This is a genomic window from Streptomyces sp. V4I8 (genome assembly GCF_041261225.1).
GTDB lineage: Bacteria > Actinomycetota > Actinomycetes > Streptomycetales > Streptomycetaceae > Streptomyces.
This window is the reverse complement of sequence record NZ_JBGCCN010000001.1, coordinates 3,138,681-3,157,202: the sequence shown is the minus strand read 5'-3', so window position 1 is coordinate 3,157,202 and position 18,522 is coordinate 3,138,681. Positions and strand designations below refer to the sequence as shown.

General features: G+C 69.5%; 13 protein-coding genes and 2 pseudogenes. 7 read left to right on the top strand and 8 right to left on the bottom strand.

Annotation, left to right across the window (positions count from 1 at the left end):
* Nucleotides 1-19 precede the first annotated feature (19 nt).
* The 3 genes and pseudogenes from ABIE67_RS14315 to ABIE67_RS14305 all read right to left on the bottom strand — a co-directional run bounded on the left by ABIE67_RS14315 (nt 20) and on the right by ABIE67_RS14305 (nt 3,454).
* Nucleotides 20-1,962: pseudogene (locus ABIE67_RS14315) on the bottom strand (protease pro-enzyme activation domain-containing protein).
* 191 nt (nt 1,963-2,153) lie between these two features.
* Nucleotides 2,154-2,777 (bottom strand): DUF305 domain-containing protein, encoded by a 624-nt coding sequence (locus tag ABIE67_RS14310; protein ID WP_370256878.1) that lies wholly within the window; start codon nt 2,775-2,777, stop codon nt 2,154-2,156.
* Nucleotides 2,774-3,454: a DUF3105 domain-containing protein gene (locus ABIE67_RS14305; protein ID WP_370256877.1), complete on the bottom strand. Its 681-nt coding sequence runs from the start codon at nt 3,452-3,454 to the stop codon at nt 2,774-2,776. The genes ABIE67_RS14310 and ABIE67_RS14305 overlap by 4 nt, the downstream gene beginning before the upstream one ends.
* 177 nt (nt 3,455-3,631) lie before the next feature.
* On the opposite strand from ABIE67_RS14305, the gene ABIE67_RS14300 reads away from it, so the two are divergent.
* Complete coding sequence (locus tag ABIE67_RS14300) at nt 3,632-4,066, top strand: Rrf2 family transcriptional regulator (RefSeq protein WP_370256875.1); 435 nt, start codon at nt 3,632-3,634, stop codon at nt 4,064-4,066.
* A gap of 13 nt (nt 4,067-4,079) precedes the next feature.
* Here ABIE67_RS14300 and ABIE67_RS14295 read toward each other — a convergent pair.
* Nucleotides 4,080-4,724: pseudogene (locus tag ABIE67_RS14295) on the bottom strand (globin domain-containing protein).
* 319 nt (nt 4,725-5,043) lie between these two features.
* On the opposite strand from ABIE67_RS14295, the gene glnA reads away from it, so the two are divergent.
* The gene (glnA, locus tag ABIE67_RS14290; protein ID WP_370256874.1) at nt 5,044-6,405 is read left to right on the top strand and encodes a type I glutamate--ammonia ligase; all 1,362 of its coding nucleotides are present in this window, start codon (nt 5,044-5,046) and stop codon (nt 6,403-6,405) included.
* Between the two features lie 52 nt (nt 6,406-6,457).
* Here glnA and ABIE67_RS14285 read toward each other — a convergent pair whose 3' ends face one another.
* Both ABIE67_RS14285 and ABIE67_RS14280 read right to left on the bottom strand, forming a co-directional pair.
* Nucleotides 6,458-6,901 (bottom strand): VOC family protein, encoded by a 444-nt coding sequence (locus ABIE67_RS14285; protein WP_370256873.1) that lies wholly within the window; start codon nt 6,899-6,901, stop codon nt 6,458-6,460.
* The gene (locus ABIE67_RS14280; RefSeq protein WP_370256872.1) at nt 6,902-7,426 is read right to left on the bottom strand and encodes a pyridoxamine 5'-phosphate oxidase family protein; all 525 of its coding nucleotides are present in this window, start codon (nt 7,424-7,426) and stop codon (nt 6,902-6,904) included. It lies immediately after the preceding gene.
* A gap of 171 nt (nt 7,427-7,597) precedes the next feature.
* On the opposite strand from ABIE67_RS14280, the gene ABIE67_RS14275 reads away from it, so the two are divergent.
* The gene (locus ABIE67_RS14275; RefSeq protein WP_370256871.1) at nt 7,598-10,597 is read left to right on the top strand and encodes a bifunctional [glutamine synthetase] adenylyltransferase/[glutamine synthetase]-adenylyl-L-tyrosine phosphorylase; all 3,000 of its coding nucleotides are present in this window, start codon (nt 7,598-7,600) and stop codon (nt 10,595-10,597) included.
* A 74-nt stretch (nt 10,598-10,671) separates the two neighbouring features.
* Here the strand turns inward: ABIE67_RS14275 and ABIE67_RS14270 are convergent, their stop codons facing one another.
* Nucleotides 10,672-11,655 carry a phosphatase PAP2 family protein gene (locus ABIE67_RS14270; RefSeq protein WP_370256870.1) on the bottom strand — a complete coding sequence of 328 codons (984 nt, stop codon included), beginning with the start codon at nt 11,653-11,655 and terminating at the stop codon, nt 10,672-10,674.
* A gap of 142 nt (nt 11,656-11,797) precedes the next feature.
* The gene (locus ABIE67_RS14265; RefSeq protein WP_370256869.1) at nt 11,798-12,832 is read right to left on the bottom strand and encodes a LacI family DNA-binding transcriptional regulator; all 1,035 of its coding nucleotides are present in this window, start codon (nt 12,830-12,832) and stop codon (nt 11,798-11,800) included.
* 380 nt (nt 12,833-13,212) lie between these two features.
* On the opposite strand from ABIE67_RS14265, the gene ABIE67_RS14260 reads away from it, so the two are divergent.
* The 4 genes from ABIE67_RS14260 to ABIE67_RS14245 all read left to right on the top strand — a co-directional run bounded on the left by ABIE67_RS14260 (nt 13,213) and on the right by ABIE67_RS14245 (nt 18,414).
* Complete coding sequence (locus tag ABIE67_RS14260) at nt 13,213-14,484, top strand: extracellular solute-binding protein (protein ID WP_370256868.1); 1,272 nt, start codon at nt 13,213-13,215, stop codon at nt 14,482-14,484.
* 126 nt (nt 14,485-14,610) lie between these two features.
* Entirely contained in the window at nt 14,611-15,615 is a 1,005-nt protein-coding gene (locus tag ABIE67_RS14255) for a carbohydrate ABC transporter permease (protein WP_370256867.1), read from the top strand.
* A gap of 13 nt (nt 15,616-15,628) precedes the next feature.
* A complete protein-coding gene (locus ABIE67_RS14250; RefSeq protein ID WP_370256865.1) occupies nt 15,629-16,546 on the top strand; it encodes a sugar ABC transporter permease in 918 nt (305 codons plus the stop codon).
* A 191-nt stretch (nt 16,547-16,737) separates the two neighbouring features.
* Nucleotides 16,738-18,414, top strand: a complete 1,677-nt coding sequence (locus ABIE67_RS14245) for a glycoside hydrolase family 13 protein (protein WP_370256863.1) — start codon at nt 16,738-16,740, stop codon at nt 18,412-18,414.
* Nucleotides 18,415-18,522: the final 108 nt, after the last annotated feature.

The following is an 18,522-nucleotide window of genomic DNA, read 5'->3' as shown; positions in this document are numbered from 1 at the left end:
CACCCTGCCGAAACGCTGGTCAGCGTCGCCGGTACGACTCCACATAACCGGCCGCGGGCGTACCCACGCCGGTCGCGTCGTCGTAGCCCTTCACGGCGCTCAGGGAGCTGTCCTTGCCGAGGGAGCGTACGGACGTGGCCAGGCCGTCCGTCGCGTCGTAGCCGTTGACGTAGTCGACGCGCGCGACCGCGAGGCCGGAGCCCGTCGGGTTGTCCGTGACGTCGTGGTACGCCTTCGACCCGTACCGCGCGTAGATCGACGGGTTGGCGAACCCGATCGGCTTTCCGCCGCGGGCCTCCTGCGCGAGGGCCTGGACGGCCGCGATGACCGGCGCGGCGAGCGAGGTGCCGCCGAGGCGGTACTCGTCGTACGCCTGCGTCTTCCCGTCCGGCATGGTCTGCGTCTGGCCCACCAGGAACCCGGTGTTCGGGTCGGCGATCGCCGCGATGTCCGGGACGACGCGGTTGCCGTCGGCGCTGTTGGCCTTGGCGAGGGCGTCCGGCACGACGCCCTTCTGCCAGTACGGCTCGGCGACGGTCCTGCTGGTGCCGCCGCCCGCGCCCGAGGTGAACGCGCCGGGGAAGCCGGCCCAGCTCTTGCCGTCGGCCGACAGATCCGCCTTCTGTGTGCCCCAGCCGGTCTCCCACAGGTACGTGTCGCCCTTGCCGACCGCCAGCGAGGTGCCGCCGACCGCCGTCACCCACGCCGAACTCGCCGGGATGTCGACCTGCTTGGTGCCGCTGCTCGCGACCTCGTCGCCGTCGTCGCCGGAGGAGTAGTAGAAGCCGATGCCCTCGACCGCGCCGAACTGGAAGACCTGGTCGTAGGCGGCCGCGAGGTCCGGTGTCTGGGCGGCCTCGGTCTCGCCCAGGAGTTGGAGACGATGTCGGCCAGGTGGTTGTCGACGATCTTGCCGAGCGAGTCGAGCAGGTCCTGGTCGGTGCAGGACGCGGCGCCGACGTACGTGATCTGGGCGGCGGGCGCGACCGCGTGCACGGCCTCGACGTCGAGGGTCTCCTCGCCGTACCAGCCGGCCGCACTGCAGTCCTCGGTGTTGGTGTACTTCGCCGGCAGGACCTGGCGCAGCTGGCCGGTGGTGTAGGCCGCGTCGCCGTGCCTCTTCGCGTAGGTGGCCGCGTCGTAGGCGATGGTCGGGGAGGCGTACGCGTCGGTGATGGCGATGCGCACGCCCTTGCCGGTGTGCTTGCCCGCGCCGTACGCGGCGCGCAACTGCTTGCCGGTGTAGCCCTGGACGGCGTACGGGATCTTCGTGCCGTACGCGTCCGGCAGCGTGCTCGCCACGTTCGAGCCGTGGTACGTCGAGAACGGCCCGGCGTTGCGGAACACCGTCTCCGGAGGCGGGAGTTGGTCCTTGTGGCTGGCCAGGTGCGGCGCGTTGTCCAGGCCGGTGACGGTCAGGACGGCGCCTTCGAGGCCGTCCGGCACCGAGGCGGTCGCCGTCGGCGCGCGGTAGGTCCTGGCGCCCTTGGTGTAGTTGTGCAGCTGGGTGCCGAACGCCTTCTCCGCGGCGGCCACGTCACCGGAGACGGCGACATAGTGCTGCGTGACGCCCGTGACCTTCAGCCCCGCCGACGTCAACCAGCTCCTGACGGCGGCCACCTGGGCCTTCGTCGCGCCGAAGCGGGCCCGGGCCCGGTCGGCGGTGAGGTACTTGCCGTACGACGCCGAGTTCGGGTCCGACACGGCCTTCGCGTAGGCGGCGAGGCCGGCCGCGTCCCGGCCCCGCAGGTAGACGCGTGCGGAGACCCGGGCGCTGTCCGAGGTCGCGCCCCGGTCCGCCCTGGCCGTGGCCCAGGCGGGCTTGGTGCCGGAGAGTGTGTCCCGGCCCTGCTGGTCCGCGGCCTGCGCCGCGGGTATGCCGAGCGTCAGCGCTCCGGCGAGCAGAGGCAGTGTCGCCGCCAAGCTCACCGAGGCGCGCAGCGCGGCGCGTCGATATCTCATGGAATCCCCTGTGCGGTTCGTGTGTGCGAGTGGATCACCCGACGGTGGCCACTAAAGCGACGAACCGTTCACGCCAGGGGAATGCCCGGCCCAAGAAGGTCCCAACTAACCTAATGACAAAGCCATTTCGCGAGCGCCGCAGCCGCCGCCCAAGACTGCGGCTGCGGCTACGACCGCGGCTAAGACTGCGGTTACGACCGCGGCTTCGCGCGCCGCTCCGCCAGCATCTCCGTCATCAGGTCGATCTCCGACTGCTGCGCGTCCACCATGCCCTGCGCGAGCTGCTTCTCCACACCGACCGTGCACTTGTCGACACAGCCCTCGGCCATGTGGATGCCGCCCTTGTGATGGTCCGTCATCAACTGGAGATAGAGAATCTCGGCCTGCTTGCCGCTGAGGCTCTCCAGCTTCTTCAGCTCGGTCCTGGTCGCCATGCCCGGCATCAGCGAGCCGTCCCCGGCGGAGGGCATGTCGCCCATGCCCATCCAGGTCATCGGCGGGTCCGACGACACCTTCGGCAGCCTCCACAGGTCCAGCCAGCCCAGCAGCATGCCGCGCTGGTTGGCCTGCGTCTGCGCGATGTCGTACGCCAGGAGCCGCACGTCCTTGTCATCGGTGCGGTCCCGCACGATGAACGACATCTCCACGGCCTGCTGGTGGTGCACCGCCATGTCGCGCGCGAACCCGGCGTCCGCCGAGTCGGCGCTCGGCGTCGCGCCCGAACCGCCGTCCTCGGCGACCGCGTAGGTGAGCGCGCCGACCGCGACGAGCACGGCCGCCGCGGTCCCGGCGATCCCGCCGACGTGCCGCTTCACTCCGACAGACCGCCCGTGCAGACCGCGCCCTTCTCGGGCGTCTGCTCGCCCTGGACGTACTTCTCGAAGAACTTGCCGACGTTCGGGTCGTCCGCACCGGTCACCGTGCGCTGCACGCCCCACGCGGTGAGCATGATCGGGTCCTTCTGCTTATCGTCCGGGCTCATCAGCGTGTACGGCGTCTGCTCGACCTTCGTCGCCAGCGCCTCGACGTCCGCCTTGGAGGCCTCGGAGGTGTACGTCACCCACACGGCGCCGTGCTCCAGCGAGTGCACGGCGTTCATGTTGTCGACCGCCTTGGTGTAGACGTCGCCGTTGCAGTTCATCCAGGCCCGGTCGTGGTCACCGCCGACCGGGGGCTCCGTCGCGTACTTCACGGTCGTCTTGACGTGGGTGCGGCCGAGTGTGCCCTTCCAGACCATCTCGCCGTCCTCGCCCGCGACGAGCCGACCCGTGGTCGTGGTCTTGTCGTCCTGCTCCTGGGCGTCGTTCGAGTCGGCCTTGCTGGACTGCGCCCGCAAGAGGAAGACACCTCCGACGACCAGACCCGAGACCGCCACCACGCTGGTCACGATCATGAGGATCCGGTTGCGCCGCTCACGGGCACGCTCGGCGCGCCGCATCTCCTCTATCCGCGCCGTGCGCGCCGCGTTGCTCGTGTTCTCGGCGGAACCCATGAGGTGTTGTCCTTCTGGGGAAAGGGACGGTCGGGTCCGCTGATCGTAGTGGGGGAGGTGGGATCTCCCGTAGAGCGGTGACGGGAAAGGCCGGACAGGAGTGACCCGGCGACCGGATGTTCGAACCGGCGAGCCGGATATTTTGAACGGCGGATGCGCATTATCTACGCTGCCCCCATGCGGCTGCTGCGCTCCACCGACCTGGCACTGCGGCTCCTCATGCGGCTCGCCGTCCTGGGGGACGCCACGCCGACGACCCGTGAGGTCGCGGCGGACATGGAGGTGCCCTACACGCACGCCGCCAAGGTCGTCGCCGAGTTGCAGCACATGGGCCTGGTGGACGCCCGGCGGGGCCGCGGCGGAGGGCTCTCGCTCAGCGACAGGGGCCGTACCGCGTCGGTCGGCGCGGTCGTGCGCGCGTTCGAGGGGGACGGTGACGTCGTCGAGTGCGAGGGCGACAGCCCGTGCCCGCTGCACTCCGGGTGCCGCCTGCGCGGTGCGCTGCGGCGGGCCCAGGAGGCATTCTTCGCCTCACTGGACCCGCTCACGGTGACGGACGTGACCGCGGACCCCACCGGGCCGCTGCTGCTGCAGATCGGCCGGCTGCCCTGAGGCCAGGCTCGGCTCAGCCGGCCTGCGCCAGCCACAGGTCCGGCCCGAACACCTCGTAGTGGATGTCGGCCGGTGCCACACCCTTCCCGATCAGCTGCGCCCGTACCGCCCGCATGAAGGGCAGCGGACCGCACAGGTACGCGCGCGTGCCCTTCGGTACGGCGACGGGGGTGAGGTCGACCAGGCCGGTGCGGTGGGAGCCGGCGGTGTGATCGGCCCCCGTCTCGTACAGCCGCTTCTCGATCGCGACCAGCGCGTTCGCCATGAGCCAGTAGACCTCGTCCCAGGCGGCCGCGACCTCGGGGGTGACGGCCTCGCCCAGCACCTCTGCGATGGCGGCGAAGAGGTGCTCGTGGACCAGCGCCTACTGCTCCGCCGTGACGCCCAGCGAGGCGTGCTTGTGGGCGATGCGGCCCAGCATCGCGTCGGGCCGCTCGTCGGGGTGGTCCACGAGGTACGTCGCGAACGCGGCGATCGGCCCCGCCAGGGCCTGCCGCTGGGTGCCGGCCGCCTGGTTGCCGCGGTTGAAGAGATCGCGCAGCAGCTCGGGGCGGGCGGCGAACAACCCGGCGTAGAAGCGCTCGGTGATCTCACCGATGGCCCCGCTGACGACGGGAAGGGTGGCACGCACGGTGGCGGCGGACTGCTCGGACAGCATCGGGTCTCCTCAGGCTCGATCGGGCCGATCCGGTGCCATCATTAAAACTTGCATTCAAGATGCAAATTAAAGCGGGGTGGGTCCTGGGGGGGCCGGGCATTACGGATGTCGGTCCGAGCAGGCAAGATGGGCGGCAGAGCAGTGCGCCGGCACCACGGAGGGACACCTGTCGTACGCCGGGGGTTCAGCCCGGGGTCGCTTCGGCGATCAAGGTGCGCAACGCGCCTGAAATGGTGTTGTGGTGTGATGCTCAGGTGCCCGACCGCCTCCCGCTGCACCGGAGACAGGCGGCCTGACCAGCAAGGATGGGAAGCGGAAGATGGACAAGCAGCAGGAGTTCGTGCTCCGGACGTTGGAGGAGCGCGACATCCGGTTCGTACGCCTGTGGTTCACGGACGTGCTGGGCTTCCTCAAGTCCGTGGCCGTGGCCCCCGCCGAGCTGGAGCAGGCCTTCGACGAGGGCATCGGCTTCGACGGCTCGGCGATCGAGGGCTTCGCCCGCGTATACGAGTCCGACATGATCGCCAAGCCGGACCCGTCGACCTTCCAGATCCTGCCCTGGCGCGCCGAGGCCCCCGGCACGGCCCGCATGTTCTGCGACATCCTCATGCCGGACGGCTCCCCGTCCTTCGCGGACCCGCGGTACGTGCTCAAGCGCGCCCTGGCCCGCACCTCCGACCTGGGTTTCACCTTCTACACCCACCCGGAGATCGAGTTCTTCCTCCTGAAGGACCGCCCGCTGGACGGCTCGCGCCCCACCCCGGCCGACAACTCCGGCTACTTCGACCACACCCCGCAGAACATCGGCATGGACTTCCGCCGCCAGGCGATCACCATGCTGGAGTCGATGGGCATCTCGGTCGAGTTCTCCCACCACGAGGGCGCCCCGGGCCAGCAGGAGATCGACCTGCGCTACGCCGACGCCCTCTCCACGGCGGACAACATCATGACGTTCCGCCTGGTCATGAAGCAGGTGGCGCTGGAGCAGGGCGTCCAGGCGACCTTCATGCCGAAGCCGTTCTCCGAGCACCCCGGCTCGGGCATGCACACACACCTCTCCCTCTTCGAGGGCGACCGCAACGCGTTCTACGAGTCCGGCTCGGAGTACCAGCTCTCCAAGGTCGGCCGCTCCTTCATCGCGGGCCTGCTGCGGCACGCCGCGGAGATCTCCGCCGTCACCAACCAGTGGGTGAACTCCTACAAGCGCATCTGGGGCGGCTCCGAGCGCACCGCGGGCGCCGGCGGCGAGGCCCCCTCCTACATCTGCTGGGGCCACAACAACCGCTCGGCCCTCGTCCGCGTCCCGATGTACAAGCCCGGCAAGACCGGTTCGGCCCGCGTCGAGGTCCGCTCCCTGGACTCCGGCGCCAACCCCTACCTGGCGTACGCCGTCCTGCTGGCCGCCGGCCTCAAGGGCATCGAGGAGGGCTACGAACTCCCGCCCGGCGCCGAGGACGACGTCTGGGCCCTCTCCAACGCCGAGCGCCGCGCGATGGGCATCGAGCCCCTCCCACAGAACCTCGGCGAGGCCCTCACCCTCATGGAGAACAGCGACCTGGTCGCCGAGACACTCGGCGAGCACGTCTTCGACTTCTTCCTGCGCAACAAGCGGCAGGAGTGGGAGGAGTACCGCAGCGAGGTCACCGCGTTCGAGCTGCGGAAGAACCTGCCGGTTCTCTAGGGCCTGGTGCCGTGGGGCGCGGGGCCGTGACGGCGGCCCCGCGTCCTGCCGGCTACTGGCCCGCCGACTTGGACAGGACCTCGTGCAGCGGCTCCGTAGCCCTGCGCCGGTACTCCTGGATGGACCAGCCGTTGCCGTCCGGGTCCTTGAAGTACATGAACGTGGCGCCGTCGTCGGGGGAGTACTGCACGGGCTCGGAGACCTCCAGGCCGCGCTCCACCAGTTCCGCGTGGGCCGCCTTGATGTCGGCGACGCAGAGCTGGAGGCCCTGGTAGGAGCCGGGCTCGGGGACGGTCTCGCCCTTGGTCAGGTCCCAGATGCTGTCGCCGAGGGCGATCGAACAGCCGGAGCCCGGAGGGGTCAGCTGGACGATGCGCATGCCCGGCATGACCTCCTGGTCGATGTCGACGTGGAAGCCGACCTTGTCCCGGTAGAAGTCGCGGGCCCGGTCGATGTCGCTCACGGGCAGCGGGATCACTTCGAGGGTGAAGTCCATTTACTGGTCCTCCATGGAGAATCGCCAGCGGGTCTGGCTGAACGGCTCACCCTTACCGAAGCCGAAAACCGTGCGCGGCGCCACCGAGTAGACGTAGGCGTGTCCCGCACCGTGCTGGAAACAGCCGTCCGCCACGTCGAAGTGCCAGAAGCTGCCGTACTTCGTCTCCCACCCGGCGGCCAGTTCGCGTAGACGGGTGTCGTCGGTGATCCGTACCGCCTCCCCCTCGATCACCAGGTCGTAGCCCTTGTCCCAGGTGTTCGTGCCGGTCGTCAGGACGAGGTTCGGGTTTCCGGCCAGGTTCCTCGCCTTGCGCTCCTCCGGGCCCGTGCAGAAGTGCAGCGCGCCCTCCGACCAGACCGCCGGCAGCGGAGTCACATGCGGCCGCCCGTCCGGCCGCACCGTGGAGATCCAGAACAGCTCGGCCTCGGCCAGCAGCTTCTCGGCCTCGGCCCACGGGACGGCCGTGGCCGTCCCGTCGCTGTAGCGCGCGTCCAGCCGGGTCTGTGGTTGGTTGTCGGTCATCGGACGCCCTCCAGATGTGTCGCCGGACGTGTTGTCGCACGTATACCTCGACAAGGCAGACCTCGCGCGCCGCCGGAACTCATCGGCGCCACTCCCAGGCACTCCGGCTAGGCTCGACCGCGTACGACCTTGATCGGGCGTGTACGACCCCGATCGGACGGGAGGGCGAGCATGACGGCGCCGGGGCGCAGGAGCAGTACCTTCACGCGGCTGCTGCGGCACGGATTCACCGACCCGTCGGCCGCAGACCGGCTGCTGGACAGCCCCGAGCTCGCGCCGATCAAGAACGACCCGGTGCTGCTGGAGGCCCTGGGCGCCACCGCCGACCCCGACCTGGCCCTGCACGGCTTCGTCCGGCTGCTCGAAGCGCAGCCCGGCCCCGCCGCCCAGCGGGAACTGCTCGACACGGTGATAGCGGCCAAGCCCCTGCGCGACCGGCTGCTCGGCGTGCTCGGCGCCTCCGCCGCCCTCGCCGACCACCTCGCCAAGCACTCCGGCGACTGGCAGGCGCTGGTCATGTACGAGCCGCGGGATCTGCACCCCGAGGTGGAGGAGTTCGAGCAGGGCCTCGCCGAGGCCACCGACCCGGTCTCCCTGCGCGTCGCCTACCGGCGCTGTCTGCTGTCCATCGCCGCGCGCGACGTGTGCGGCACCACCGACGTGTCCCAGACCGCCGCCGAGCTCGCCGACCTCGCCACCGCGACCCTGCGCGCCGCCCTCGCCATCGCCCGCGCCGCCGCCCCGGAGGACGCCGCTCAGTGCCGCCTCTCGGTGATCGCGATGGGCAAGTGCGGGGGCCATGAGCTCAATTACGTCTCCGACGTCGACGTCATCTTCGTCGGGGAGACCGCCGACGGCGCCGACGAGGGCAAAGCGCTGCGGTCGGCCACCAAGCTCGCCGCGCACATGATGCGGATCTGCTCCGAGACGACCGTCGAGGGGTCGATCTGGCCCGTCGACGCCAATCTGCGGCCCGAGGGCAGGAACGGTCCTCTGGTCCGCACTCTCAGCAGCCACCTCGCCTACTACCAGCGCTGGGCCAAGACCTGGGAGTTCCAGGCACTGCTCAAGGCGCGCCCGGTGGCGGGCGACATCGAGCTGGGCGAGGAGTACGTCGCCGCGCTGGAACCCCTGGTGTGGAAGGCCGCCGAGCGGGAGAACTTCGTCGCTGACGTGCAGAAGATGCGCCGCCGGGTCGTGGAGAACATTCCGGTGGCGGAGCTGGACCGCCAGCTCAAGCTCGGCCCCGGTGGGCTCCGGGACGTCGAATTCGCCGTACAGCTCCTGCAGTTGGTGCACGGGCGGGACGACGTGTCCCTGCGCAGCGGCACCACCCTGGACGCCCTCCAGGCGCTCGCCGCGGGGGGTTACGTCGGCCGTGCCGACGCCGCACAGCTCGACGACGCGTATCGCTTCCTGCGGTCCATGGAGCACCGCATCCAGCTCTACCGGCTGCGGCGTACGCACCTGGTGCCGGAGGACGACGCCGACCTGCGGCGCATCGGCCGCTCGCTCGGCCTGCGCGTCGATCCGGTCGCCGAGCTGAACCGCGAGTGGAAGCGCCACGCGAGTGTCGTACGGCGTCTGCACGAGAAGCTCTTCTACCGGCCGCTGCTCGATGCCGTCGCCCAACTCGCCCCGGGCGAGGCACGGTTGAGTGCCGGGGCGGCCCGCGAGCGGCTGATCGCGCTCGGGTACGCCGATCCGGCCGCCGCGCTCAGGCATCTGGAGGCGCTCGCCTCCGGGGTGACCCGGAAGGCGGCGATCCAACGCACACTGCTGCCCGTGCTGTTGGGGTGGTTCGCGGAATCGGCCGATCCGGACGCGGGTCTGCTGAACTTCCGGAAAGTGTCGGACGCGCTCGGCAAGACGCCCTGGTATCTGCGGCTGTTGCGGGACGAGGGCGCCGCCGCCGAGAACCTCGCCCGTGTGCTGTCGGCCGGCCGGCTCGTCCCCGATCTGCTGATGCGGGCGCCGGAGGCTGTGGCGCTGCTCGGGGACGGGGACGGCGGGAGTGGGCTCGAGCCGCGGTCGCGGCAGCACCTGGAGCAGGAGATCCTCGCCGCGGTGCGGCGTGCGGACGGTGCCGCGCAGGCGGTCACGGCGGCCCGTGGGGTGCGCCGGCGGGAGCTGTTCCGTACGGCCGCCGTCGATGTCGTCGACTCCTACGGCACCGAGACGAAGCCGGCCGAGGCCGACCAGGGGGCCCTGGTGGACCGGGTCGGGGCGGCGGTGTCCGACCTTACGGCTGCCACGTTGGCGGGGACGCTGCGGGCGGTGGTGCGGGAGGGGTGGGGCGATACCCTGCCCACCCGGTTCACGATCATCGGCATGGGGCGGTTCGGGGGGCAGGAACTGGGATACGGCAGTGACGCCGATGTTCTGTTCGTGCACGAGCCGCGGGAGGGCGTCGACGAACACGAGGCCGCGGTGGCGGCGAACCGGGTCGTCGAGGAGATGCGCCGGCTGCTGCAGATTCCCAGCGCGGATCCGCCGCTGTTGATCGACGCGGATCTGCGGCCGGAGGGGAAGTCGGGGCCGCTGGTTCGTACGCTGAAGTCGTACGGGGCGTACTACCGCCGGTGGTCGTTGGTATGGGAGTCGCAGGCGCTGCTGCGGGCCGTGCCGGTGGCGGGGGACGACGAGCTGGGGCGTCGCTTCATCGAGCTGATCGATCCGCTGCGGTATCCGGCTGACGGGCTGGGGGACGATGCCGTGCGGGAGATCCGGCGGCTGAAGGCCCGTATGGAGTCCGAGCGGCTGCCGCGGGGGTCCGATCCCAAGCTGCACACCAAACTCGGTCCCGGAGGGCTGTCCGACGTGGAGTGGACGGTGCAGCTTCTTCAGCTGCAGCACGGGCGGGCTGAAGCCGGGCTGCGGACGACGCGTACTCGGAAGGCTCTCGCCGCCGCCTGTTCGGCGGGGCTGATCCCGGAGGAGGAGGCGGCGATCCTGGACGAGGCGTGGGTGCTGGCCAGTCGGGTGCGCAATGCGGTGATGCTGGTGCGGGGGCGGGCCGGGGACACGTTTCCGTCGGACAGCCGGGAGCTGGCGGCGGTGGGGCGGTATCTGGGGTACGAGCCCGGGCACGTGGGGGACATGCTGGATGCGTATCGGCGTACCGCGCGGCGGGCTCGGGGTGTGGTGGAGGAGCTGTTCTACGGGGGATGACGCCTGCGGGGGGTGGGGTGCGCGCGTTCATGCCTGCGGCGGCCCGTGCCGGTGGGTGGGGGTGCGCGTAGCGCCTACGCGTGGGTCGTGGGGCGGGGCCGCGCCGGGGGGTGTCCCTCCTCGGTCGGGCGGTTCGGTTCCTCGGAGGAGTGCTCGGCGTTGACGCCCGCCGCTGCGGGCGGACACTCCCCGGCACGTCCCCTTGCCGCCGTGGGCGGGTGCGGGTGCGTGTGTGGTTGCGCCACTCGCCTGGGGAGGGCGTGGGGGAGCTTTCCGTACCAGAGGCGGGCCACGGTGTAGCCGAAGGCCAGGCAGAGGAGGCCCCCTACCGCGTCGAGCCAGAAGTGGTTGGCCGTCGCCACGATCACCAGGAGGGTCGCCGTGGGGTAGAGCAGGCCCAGGACTCGGATCCAGGGGGTTCTCGCCAGGGCGAAGATCGTGAGGCCGGACCAGACGGACCAGCCGATGTGCATGGAAGGCATCGCGGCGTACTGGTTCGACATGTTCTTCAGGTCGCCCGAGGCCATCGAACCCCAGGTGTCGTGGACCAGGACCGTGTCGATGAAGGCGGTGTTGGTCATCAGGCGTGGGGGAGCGAGCGGATACAGGTAGTAACCGATCAGGGCCACGCCTGTGGTGGCGAACAGGACCAGGCGGGTCGCCGCGTAGCGGCCGGGGTGGCTGCGGTAGAGCCAGACCAGGACGGCCAGGGTGATGATGAAGTGCAGCGTCGCGTAGTAGTAGTTCATGCCGACGATGAGCCAAGTCACCGAGTTGACGGTGTGGTTGATCGACTCCTCGACCGCGATGCCGAGGTGGTGCTCCAGCTTCCAGAGCCAGTCGGCGTTCTGGAGTGCCTCGGACTTCTGTTCCGGGACGGCGTTGCGGATGAGCGAGTACGTCCAGTAACTCACCGCGATGAGCAGGATCTCGAACCAGAGGCGAGGGCGGCGGGGGGTGCGCAGGCGGCGCAGGGGGCCCCGCCCCGTCTCGTCCGCGACGGGAGGCGGAATGGCCGCTTCCCGGCCTTCCAGTGTCGTCACGGTCGTGTCACCCATGGGCACAGAGTCTGCCAGAAAAGACTTCCCCGACCGATCATCCTCCGGTTGGGTTCAGGATGCACGTTCTACGGCGTGCGTAGAGGTTCGTTCTCCTGCCACCGGGGGTGGTGGATGCGCAATTCTCCGTCTTGCGGACGATTCAGGGGTTGTGCCTGTTCCCTGGCGCCGATGCCGTCGAACCGCGCACCACGAGTTCCGGCATGAACACGAACTCGCTGTGGGGGGCCGGAGTCCCGCCGATCTCCTCGAGGAGCGTGCGTACCGCGGCCTGGCCCATCGCCGGGACCGGCTTGCGGACGGTGGTGAGGGGTGGGTCGGTGAAGGCGATCAGGGGGGAGTCGTCGAAGCCCACGACCGAGATGTCCTTCGGTACCTCCAGGCCGAGCTGCCGGGCCGCGCGTATCGCGCCCAGCGCCATCATGTCGCTGGCGCAGACGATCGCGGTGCAGCCGCGGTCGATGAGGGCCGTTGCCGCTGCCTGGCCGCCCTCCAGGGTGTAGAGGGAGTGCTGGACCAGGTCCGTCTCGATGGTGTCCGTGGGCAGGTTCAGCTGGTCCTGCATCGAGCGGACGAAGCCCTCGATCTTGCGCTGGACGGGGACGAAGCGCTTGGGGCCCAGCGCGAGGCCGATGCGGGTGTGGCCGAGAGAGGCGAGGTGGGTGACCGACAGGGTCATCGCGGCGCGGTCGTCGGGGGAGATGAAGGGCGCCTGGACCTTGGGGGAGAAGCCGTCGACCAGGACGAAGGGGACGCCCTGGGCGCGCAGGCGCTCGTAGCGCTGCATGTCGGCGGTGGTGTCCGCGTGCAGGCCGGAGACGTAGATGATGCCGGCCACACCGCGGTCGACGAGCATCTCGGTGAGCTCGTCCTCGGTGGAGCCGCCCGGCGTCTGCGTGGCCAGGACGGGGGTGTAGCCCTGTCTGGTCAGTGCCTGGCCGATGACCTGGGCCAGGGCCGGGAATATCGGGTTCTCCAGCTCCGGGGTGATCAGGCCCACCAGGCCCTCGCTGCGTTGCCGCAACCGCACCGGGCGCTCGTAGCCGAGCACGTCGAGTGCGGCCAGCACGGACTGGCGGGTGGTGGCGGCGACGCCCGGCTTGCCGTTGAGGACTCGGCTGACGGTCGCTTCGCTCACCCCCGCCTGAGCAGCGATGTCGGCAAGCCGTGTGGTCACGGGACTGGACTGTACCGGCCGCATGTCGCCTTGCACACCAATCGGACGCCGTGGGCGACCTGGTGATCGGCCCGGTCCGGGTTGCTGCGTCATCGCGCTCCCTCGTGAAAGTGATGGCAAGAGCTTGCAGAGTCTTGCACAACGGGCCCCTCTAGCGCTCCACCCGTGTAAACAAGCGTCTCACCCCGGTCGCCGAGAGGTCACACCCGGATAACTTCGAAGTGTCTTGCACTTTTTTGCTGCAAGGTCTTTCGTAAGTCTTTCAGCGCTGTTACGTTCACGTCGCCCGGCGGCCGCAACGGCGCAGTCGGCACGACAGCAGGGACAGGCAGACGGGGCCGTCCCCGCATCACACGGGCTTTCACCCTCAAGGAGATCTCATGCGGCGTGGCATAGCGGCCACCGCGCTGGTGGCGTCCCTCGCCCTCGCGGCGACGGCCTGCGGCGGCGGGGACGACAGCGGTGGCGACTCGAGCGGTCCGGTCACCATCACCTGGTGGGACACGTCCAACGCCACCAATGAGGCGCCGACGTACCAGGCCCTGGTCAAGGAGTTCGAGGCCGCCAACAAGGACATCAAGGTCAAGTACGTCAACGTCCCCTTCGACCAGGCGCAGAACAAGTTCGACACCGCCGCCGGTTCCAAGGGCGCCCCGGACATCCTGCGCTCCGAGGTCGGCTGGACCCCCGCCTTCGCCAAGAAGAGCTACTTCCTGCCGCTGGACGGCACCGAGGCCCTCGCCGACCAGGCGAAGTTCCAGCCCAGCCTGATCGAGCAGGCGAAGTACGAGGGCAAGACGTACGGCGTTCCGTTCACCACGGACACCCTGGCCTTCGTATACAACAAGGCCCTGTTCAAGAAGGCCGGCGTCGAGGCCCCCAAGACCTGGGACGATCTGAAGAAGGCCGCCGCGACGATCAAGGACAAGACCGGCGTCGACGGCTACTGGGGCTCCACTCAGGCCTACTACGCCCAGACGTTCCTCTACGGCGAGGGCACCGACACCGTCGACGCCGACGCCAAGAAGATCACCGTCAACTCGGCCGCGGCCAAGAAGGGCTACGGCACCTGGCTGAGCCTCTTCGACGGCAAGGGCCTGCACAAGGCCGACACCACCGCCGACGCCTACGCCCACATCCAGGAGGCGTTCGTCAGCGGCAAGGTCGCCGCGATCATGCAGGGCCCGTGGGAGATCACCAACTTCTACAAGGGCTCCGCGTTCAAGGACAAGGCCAACCTCGGTATCGCCACCGTCCCGGCCGGTTCCAGCGGCAAGGCGGGCGCCCCGACCGGTGGTCACAACCTGTCGGTCTACGCCGGCTCCGACGAGGCGCACCAGAAGGCCGCGCTGAAGTTCGTGAACTTCATGACCTCGGCGAAGGCCCAGGAGACCATCGCCCTGAAGAACAACACGCTGCCCACCCGTGACGACGCCTACACCGCCGAGGTCAAGGCCGACCCGGGCATCGCCGGCTACCAGGGCGTCCTCGCCGCCGCCCAGCCGCGCCCGGCCCTGCCCGAGTACAGCTCCCTGTGGGGCCCGCTGGACACCGAGCTGCTGAAGGTCGCCGGGGGCAAGGAGTCCCTGGACAAGGGTCTGAGCACCGCCGAGACCTCCATCGCCAAGCTGGTCCCGGACTTCAGCAAGTGACCCCGAGTGGCCGTCGGATCGCCCTGATCATGGGGGGAGCGATCCGGCGGTCACCGGCCTGTGTGCCGTACACCTTTCGAGCCGTACACCCCTTGACCTGCTGAACTTCGAGAAGGTTGTCGAACCATGACAGTCGCCATCGACCGCGCGACCGGCAAGCGCCGCGGTGACCGCGCGCCGCGGCCCGGCCTGGGTCAGCGTCTGAAGCACGGCTACCAGAAGCACTGGTACGCCTACGCGATGATCGCCCCGGTGGTGATCGTCCTCGGCGTCCTCGTGCTCTACCCCCTGGTGTACGGCTTCTACCTCACCCTCACCGACGCCAACAGCCTCAACACCGCCCGCACCATCGGCGTCAACGAGATCGAGGCCACCTACAAGTTCATCGGCTTCGACAACTACGCCGACATCCTGTGGGGCGAGACGGCGTACGACCGCTTCTGGTCGCACTTCATCTGGACGATCGTCTGGACCGCGCTCTGCGTCACCCTGCACTACACGATCGGCCTCGGCCTCGCCCTGCTGCTCAACCAGCAGCTGCGCGGCCGCACCCTGTACCGGCTGATCCTGATCCTGCCGTGGGCCGTGCCGACCTTCGTCACCGTCTTCGGCTGGCGGTTCATGCTCGCCGACGGCGGCATCATCAACTCGTTCCTGGAGACGCTCCACCTGCCGACGCCGCTGTGGCTGGAGGACACCTTCTGGCAGCGGTTCGCCGCGATCATGGTGAACACCTGGTGCGGTGTGCCGTTCATGATGCTCTCGCTGCTCGGCGGGCTGCAGTCCATCGACTCCTCGCTGTACGAGGCCGCGGAGATGGACGGCGCCAGCAGGTGGCAGCAGTTCCGGTACGTCACCCTGCCGGGTCTGCGGTCCGTCGGCTCCACCGTCGTACTCCTCGGCATCATCTGGACCTTCAACCAGTTCGCCATCATCTTCCTGCTGTTCGGCGACACCGCCCCCGACGCGCAGATCCTCGTCACCTGGGCCTACTACCTCGGCTTCGGACAGCAGCCGCGTGACTTCGCGCAGTCGGCCGCCTACGGCATCCTGCTGCTGGCCATCCTGATCGTCTTCACCTCCTTCTACCGCCGCTGGCTGAACCGCAATGATCCGCAGCTCGCGATCTGAGGCAGGAGTCCCCATGAGCACCGCAACGCCCCCTGAGATCAAGGACGACCGCCCGGTGACCCCGCAGGTCCTCGCCTCCTCCCGACTGCGCCCGCGCGGCCGCGGCGAGAACAGCCGCGGTACGTCCGTCGTCTCCCACGGCATCCTGATCGTGGCGAGCCTGATCGCGCTCTTCCCCGTGGCCTGGCTGGTCTTCCTGTCCCTCGGCCCGGACAAGGACGACTATCTCCACCCCGGCGGCATCTGGGGGAAGATGACGCTGGACAACTACACGTTCGTCCTTCAGGAGACGAAGTTCTTCGACTGGCTGACGAGCACCCTGATCGTCACGCTGGGCACCACGCTCATCGGCGTCATCATCTCCGCCACCACCGGCTACGCGGTCTCGCGGATGCGCTTTCCGGGCTACAAGAAGTTCATGTGGGTCCTGTTGGTGACCCAGATGTTCCCGGTCGCCGTCCTCATGGTGCCGATGTACCAGATCCTGTCCGAGCTGCAGCTCGTCGACAACTACCTTGGTCTCATCCTCGTCTACTGCTCGACGACCGTGCCGTACTGTGCCTGGCTGATGAAGGGCTACTTCGACACGATCCCGTTCGAGATCGACGAGGCGGGACGCGTCGACGGGCTGACCCCCTTCGGCACGTTCGGGCGACTGATCCTGCCGCTCGCCAAGCCGGGCCTGGCGGTCGCCGCGTTCTACAGCTTCCTCACGGCCTTCGGTGAGGTCGCGTTCGCGTCGACGTTCATGCTGTCCGACACGAAGTACACGTTCGCCGTCGGTCTGCAGACCTTCGTCAGTGAGCATGACGCGCAGCGCAATCTCATGGCCGCGACGGCGGTGCTGATCGCCATACCCGTCTCCGCGTTCTTCTACTTCGTGCAGAAGAACCTGGTGACCGGGCTTACCGCCGGCGGCACGAAGGGCTGAGCCCAGGTTTCACCACGACTCCCGTGCGCTCGTCGCGCGGGTGGCGGCCGCGGTGCCCATCCGACCCCGCTGTCACCGCGGCCGCCTCACACTCGTGCGCCGAAGAAGACCGAGCATTCCGTAAACCGGCGAAAACCTTTAAGTCGCACAATTCATCCGTGACTCGAACTCCGTTACGTACCAAGGACGCCATGAGCCAGCACTCCGCAGCCCCGGCCCCGACCCCCACCTCCGCAGCGGCCGTCGCCACCGTCGCCAAGCGCCGTGACTGGTGGCGGGACGCGGTGATCTACCAGGTCTATCCGCGCAGCTTCGCCGACAGCAACGGCGACGGCATGGGCGACCTGGAAGGCGTACGCTCCCGCCTGCCGTACCTGCGCGACCTCGGCGTGGACGCCGTGTGGCTCAGCCCCTTCTACGCCTCCCCGCAGGCCGACGCCGGCTACGACGTCGCCGACTACCGGGCCGTCGACCCGATGTTCGGCAACCTGCTCGACGCCGACGCGCTGATCCGCGACGCGCGCGAGCTGGGGCTCAGGATCATCGTCGACCTCGTCCCGAACCATTCCTCCGACCAGCACGAGTGGTTCAAGCGGGCCATCGCGGAGGGCCCCGGCTCCCCGCTGCGCGACCGCTACCACTTCCGCGCCGGCAAGGGCAAGAACGGCGAACTCCCGCCCAACGACTGGGAGTCCATCTTCGGCGGCCCGGCGTGGACGCGCGTCGCCGACGGGGAGTGGTATCTGCACCTCTTCGCCCCCGAGCAGCCGGACTTCAACTGGGAGCACCCGGCGGTGGGAGACGAGTTCCGCTCGATTCTCCGCTTCTGGCTCGACATGGGCGTCGACGGCTTCCGTATCGACGTGGCCCACGGCCTGGTGAAGGCGGAGGGGCTGCCGGACCTCGGATCCCACGATCAGCTCAAGCTGCTGGGCAACGATGTCATGCCGTTCTTCGACCAGGACGGCGTGCACGCGATCTACCGCCAGTGGCGCACCATCCTCGACGAGTACGCCGGCGAGCGGATCTTCGTGGCGGAGGCGTGGACCCCGACCGTAGAGCGCACCGCGAACTACGTCCGCCCGGACGAGCTGCACCAGGCCTTCAACTTCCAGTACCTGTCGACGGAGTGGGACGCGGAGGAGCTCCGCGAGGTCGTCGACCGCACGCTGGAGGCGATGCGCCCGGTCGGCGCCCCGGCGACCTGGGTCCTGTCCAACCACGATGTCACCCGACACGCGACGCGCTTCGCCAACCCGCCCGGCCTCGGCACCCAGATCCGCACGGCCGGCGACCGCGAACTGGGCCTGCGCCGCGCCCGCGCCGCCACGCTCCTCATGCTCGCGCTGCCGGGTTCGGCGTACGTCTACCAGGGCGAGGAGCTGGGCCTGCCGGACGTCGTCGACCTCCCCGACGAGGTCCGCCAGGACCCGGCCTACCTCCGCGGCGAGGGCCAGGACGGCTTCCGCGACGGCTGCCGCGTCCCCATCCCGTGGACGCGTGAGGGCTCGTCGTACGGCTTCGGCACGGGCGGCAGCTGGCTGCCGCAGCCCGAGGGCTGGGGCGAGCTGAGTGTCGAGGCGCAGACCGGCGACCCCGAGTCCACCCTGGAGCTGTACCGCTCCGCGCTGGCCGCCCGCCGTGAGCAGCCCGACCTGGGCGCCGGCGAGTCGGTGGAGTGGCTGAAGGCACCCGAGGGTGTCCTCGCCTTCCGGCGCGGCGAGTTCGTGTGCGTCGCCAACACCGGCGCGGAGTCGGTGACGACCCCGGCGTACGGCCGTGTGCTGCTCGCCAGCGGCGAGATCAGCGAGACGGACGGCGAGGCGAAGGTGCCGGGGGACACGACGGTGTGGTGGACGACCGCCTGACGGCCCGCCCCGCAGGGACCCGCCGCTCCGGGTGGAGCGGCGGGTCCCTGCGTTCGGCCTGGGGCGTGTCTGACCGTTCTCGCCTGCCGGGGGGCGTCCGGCACGCGC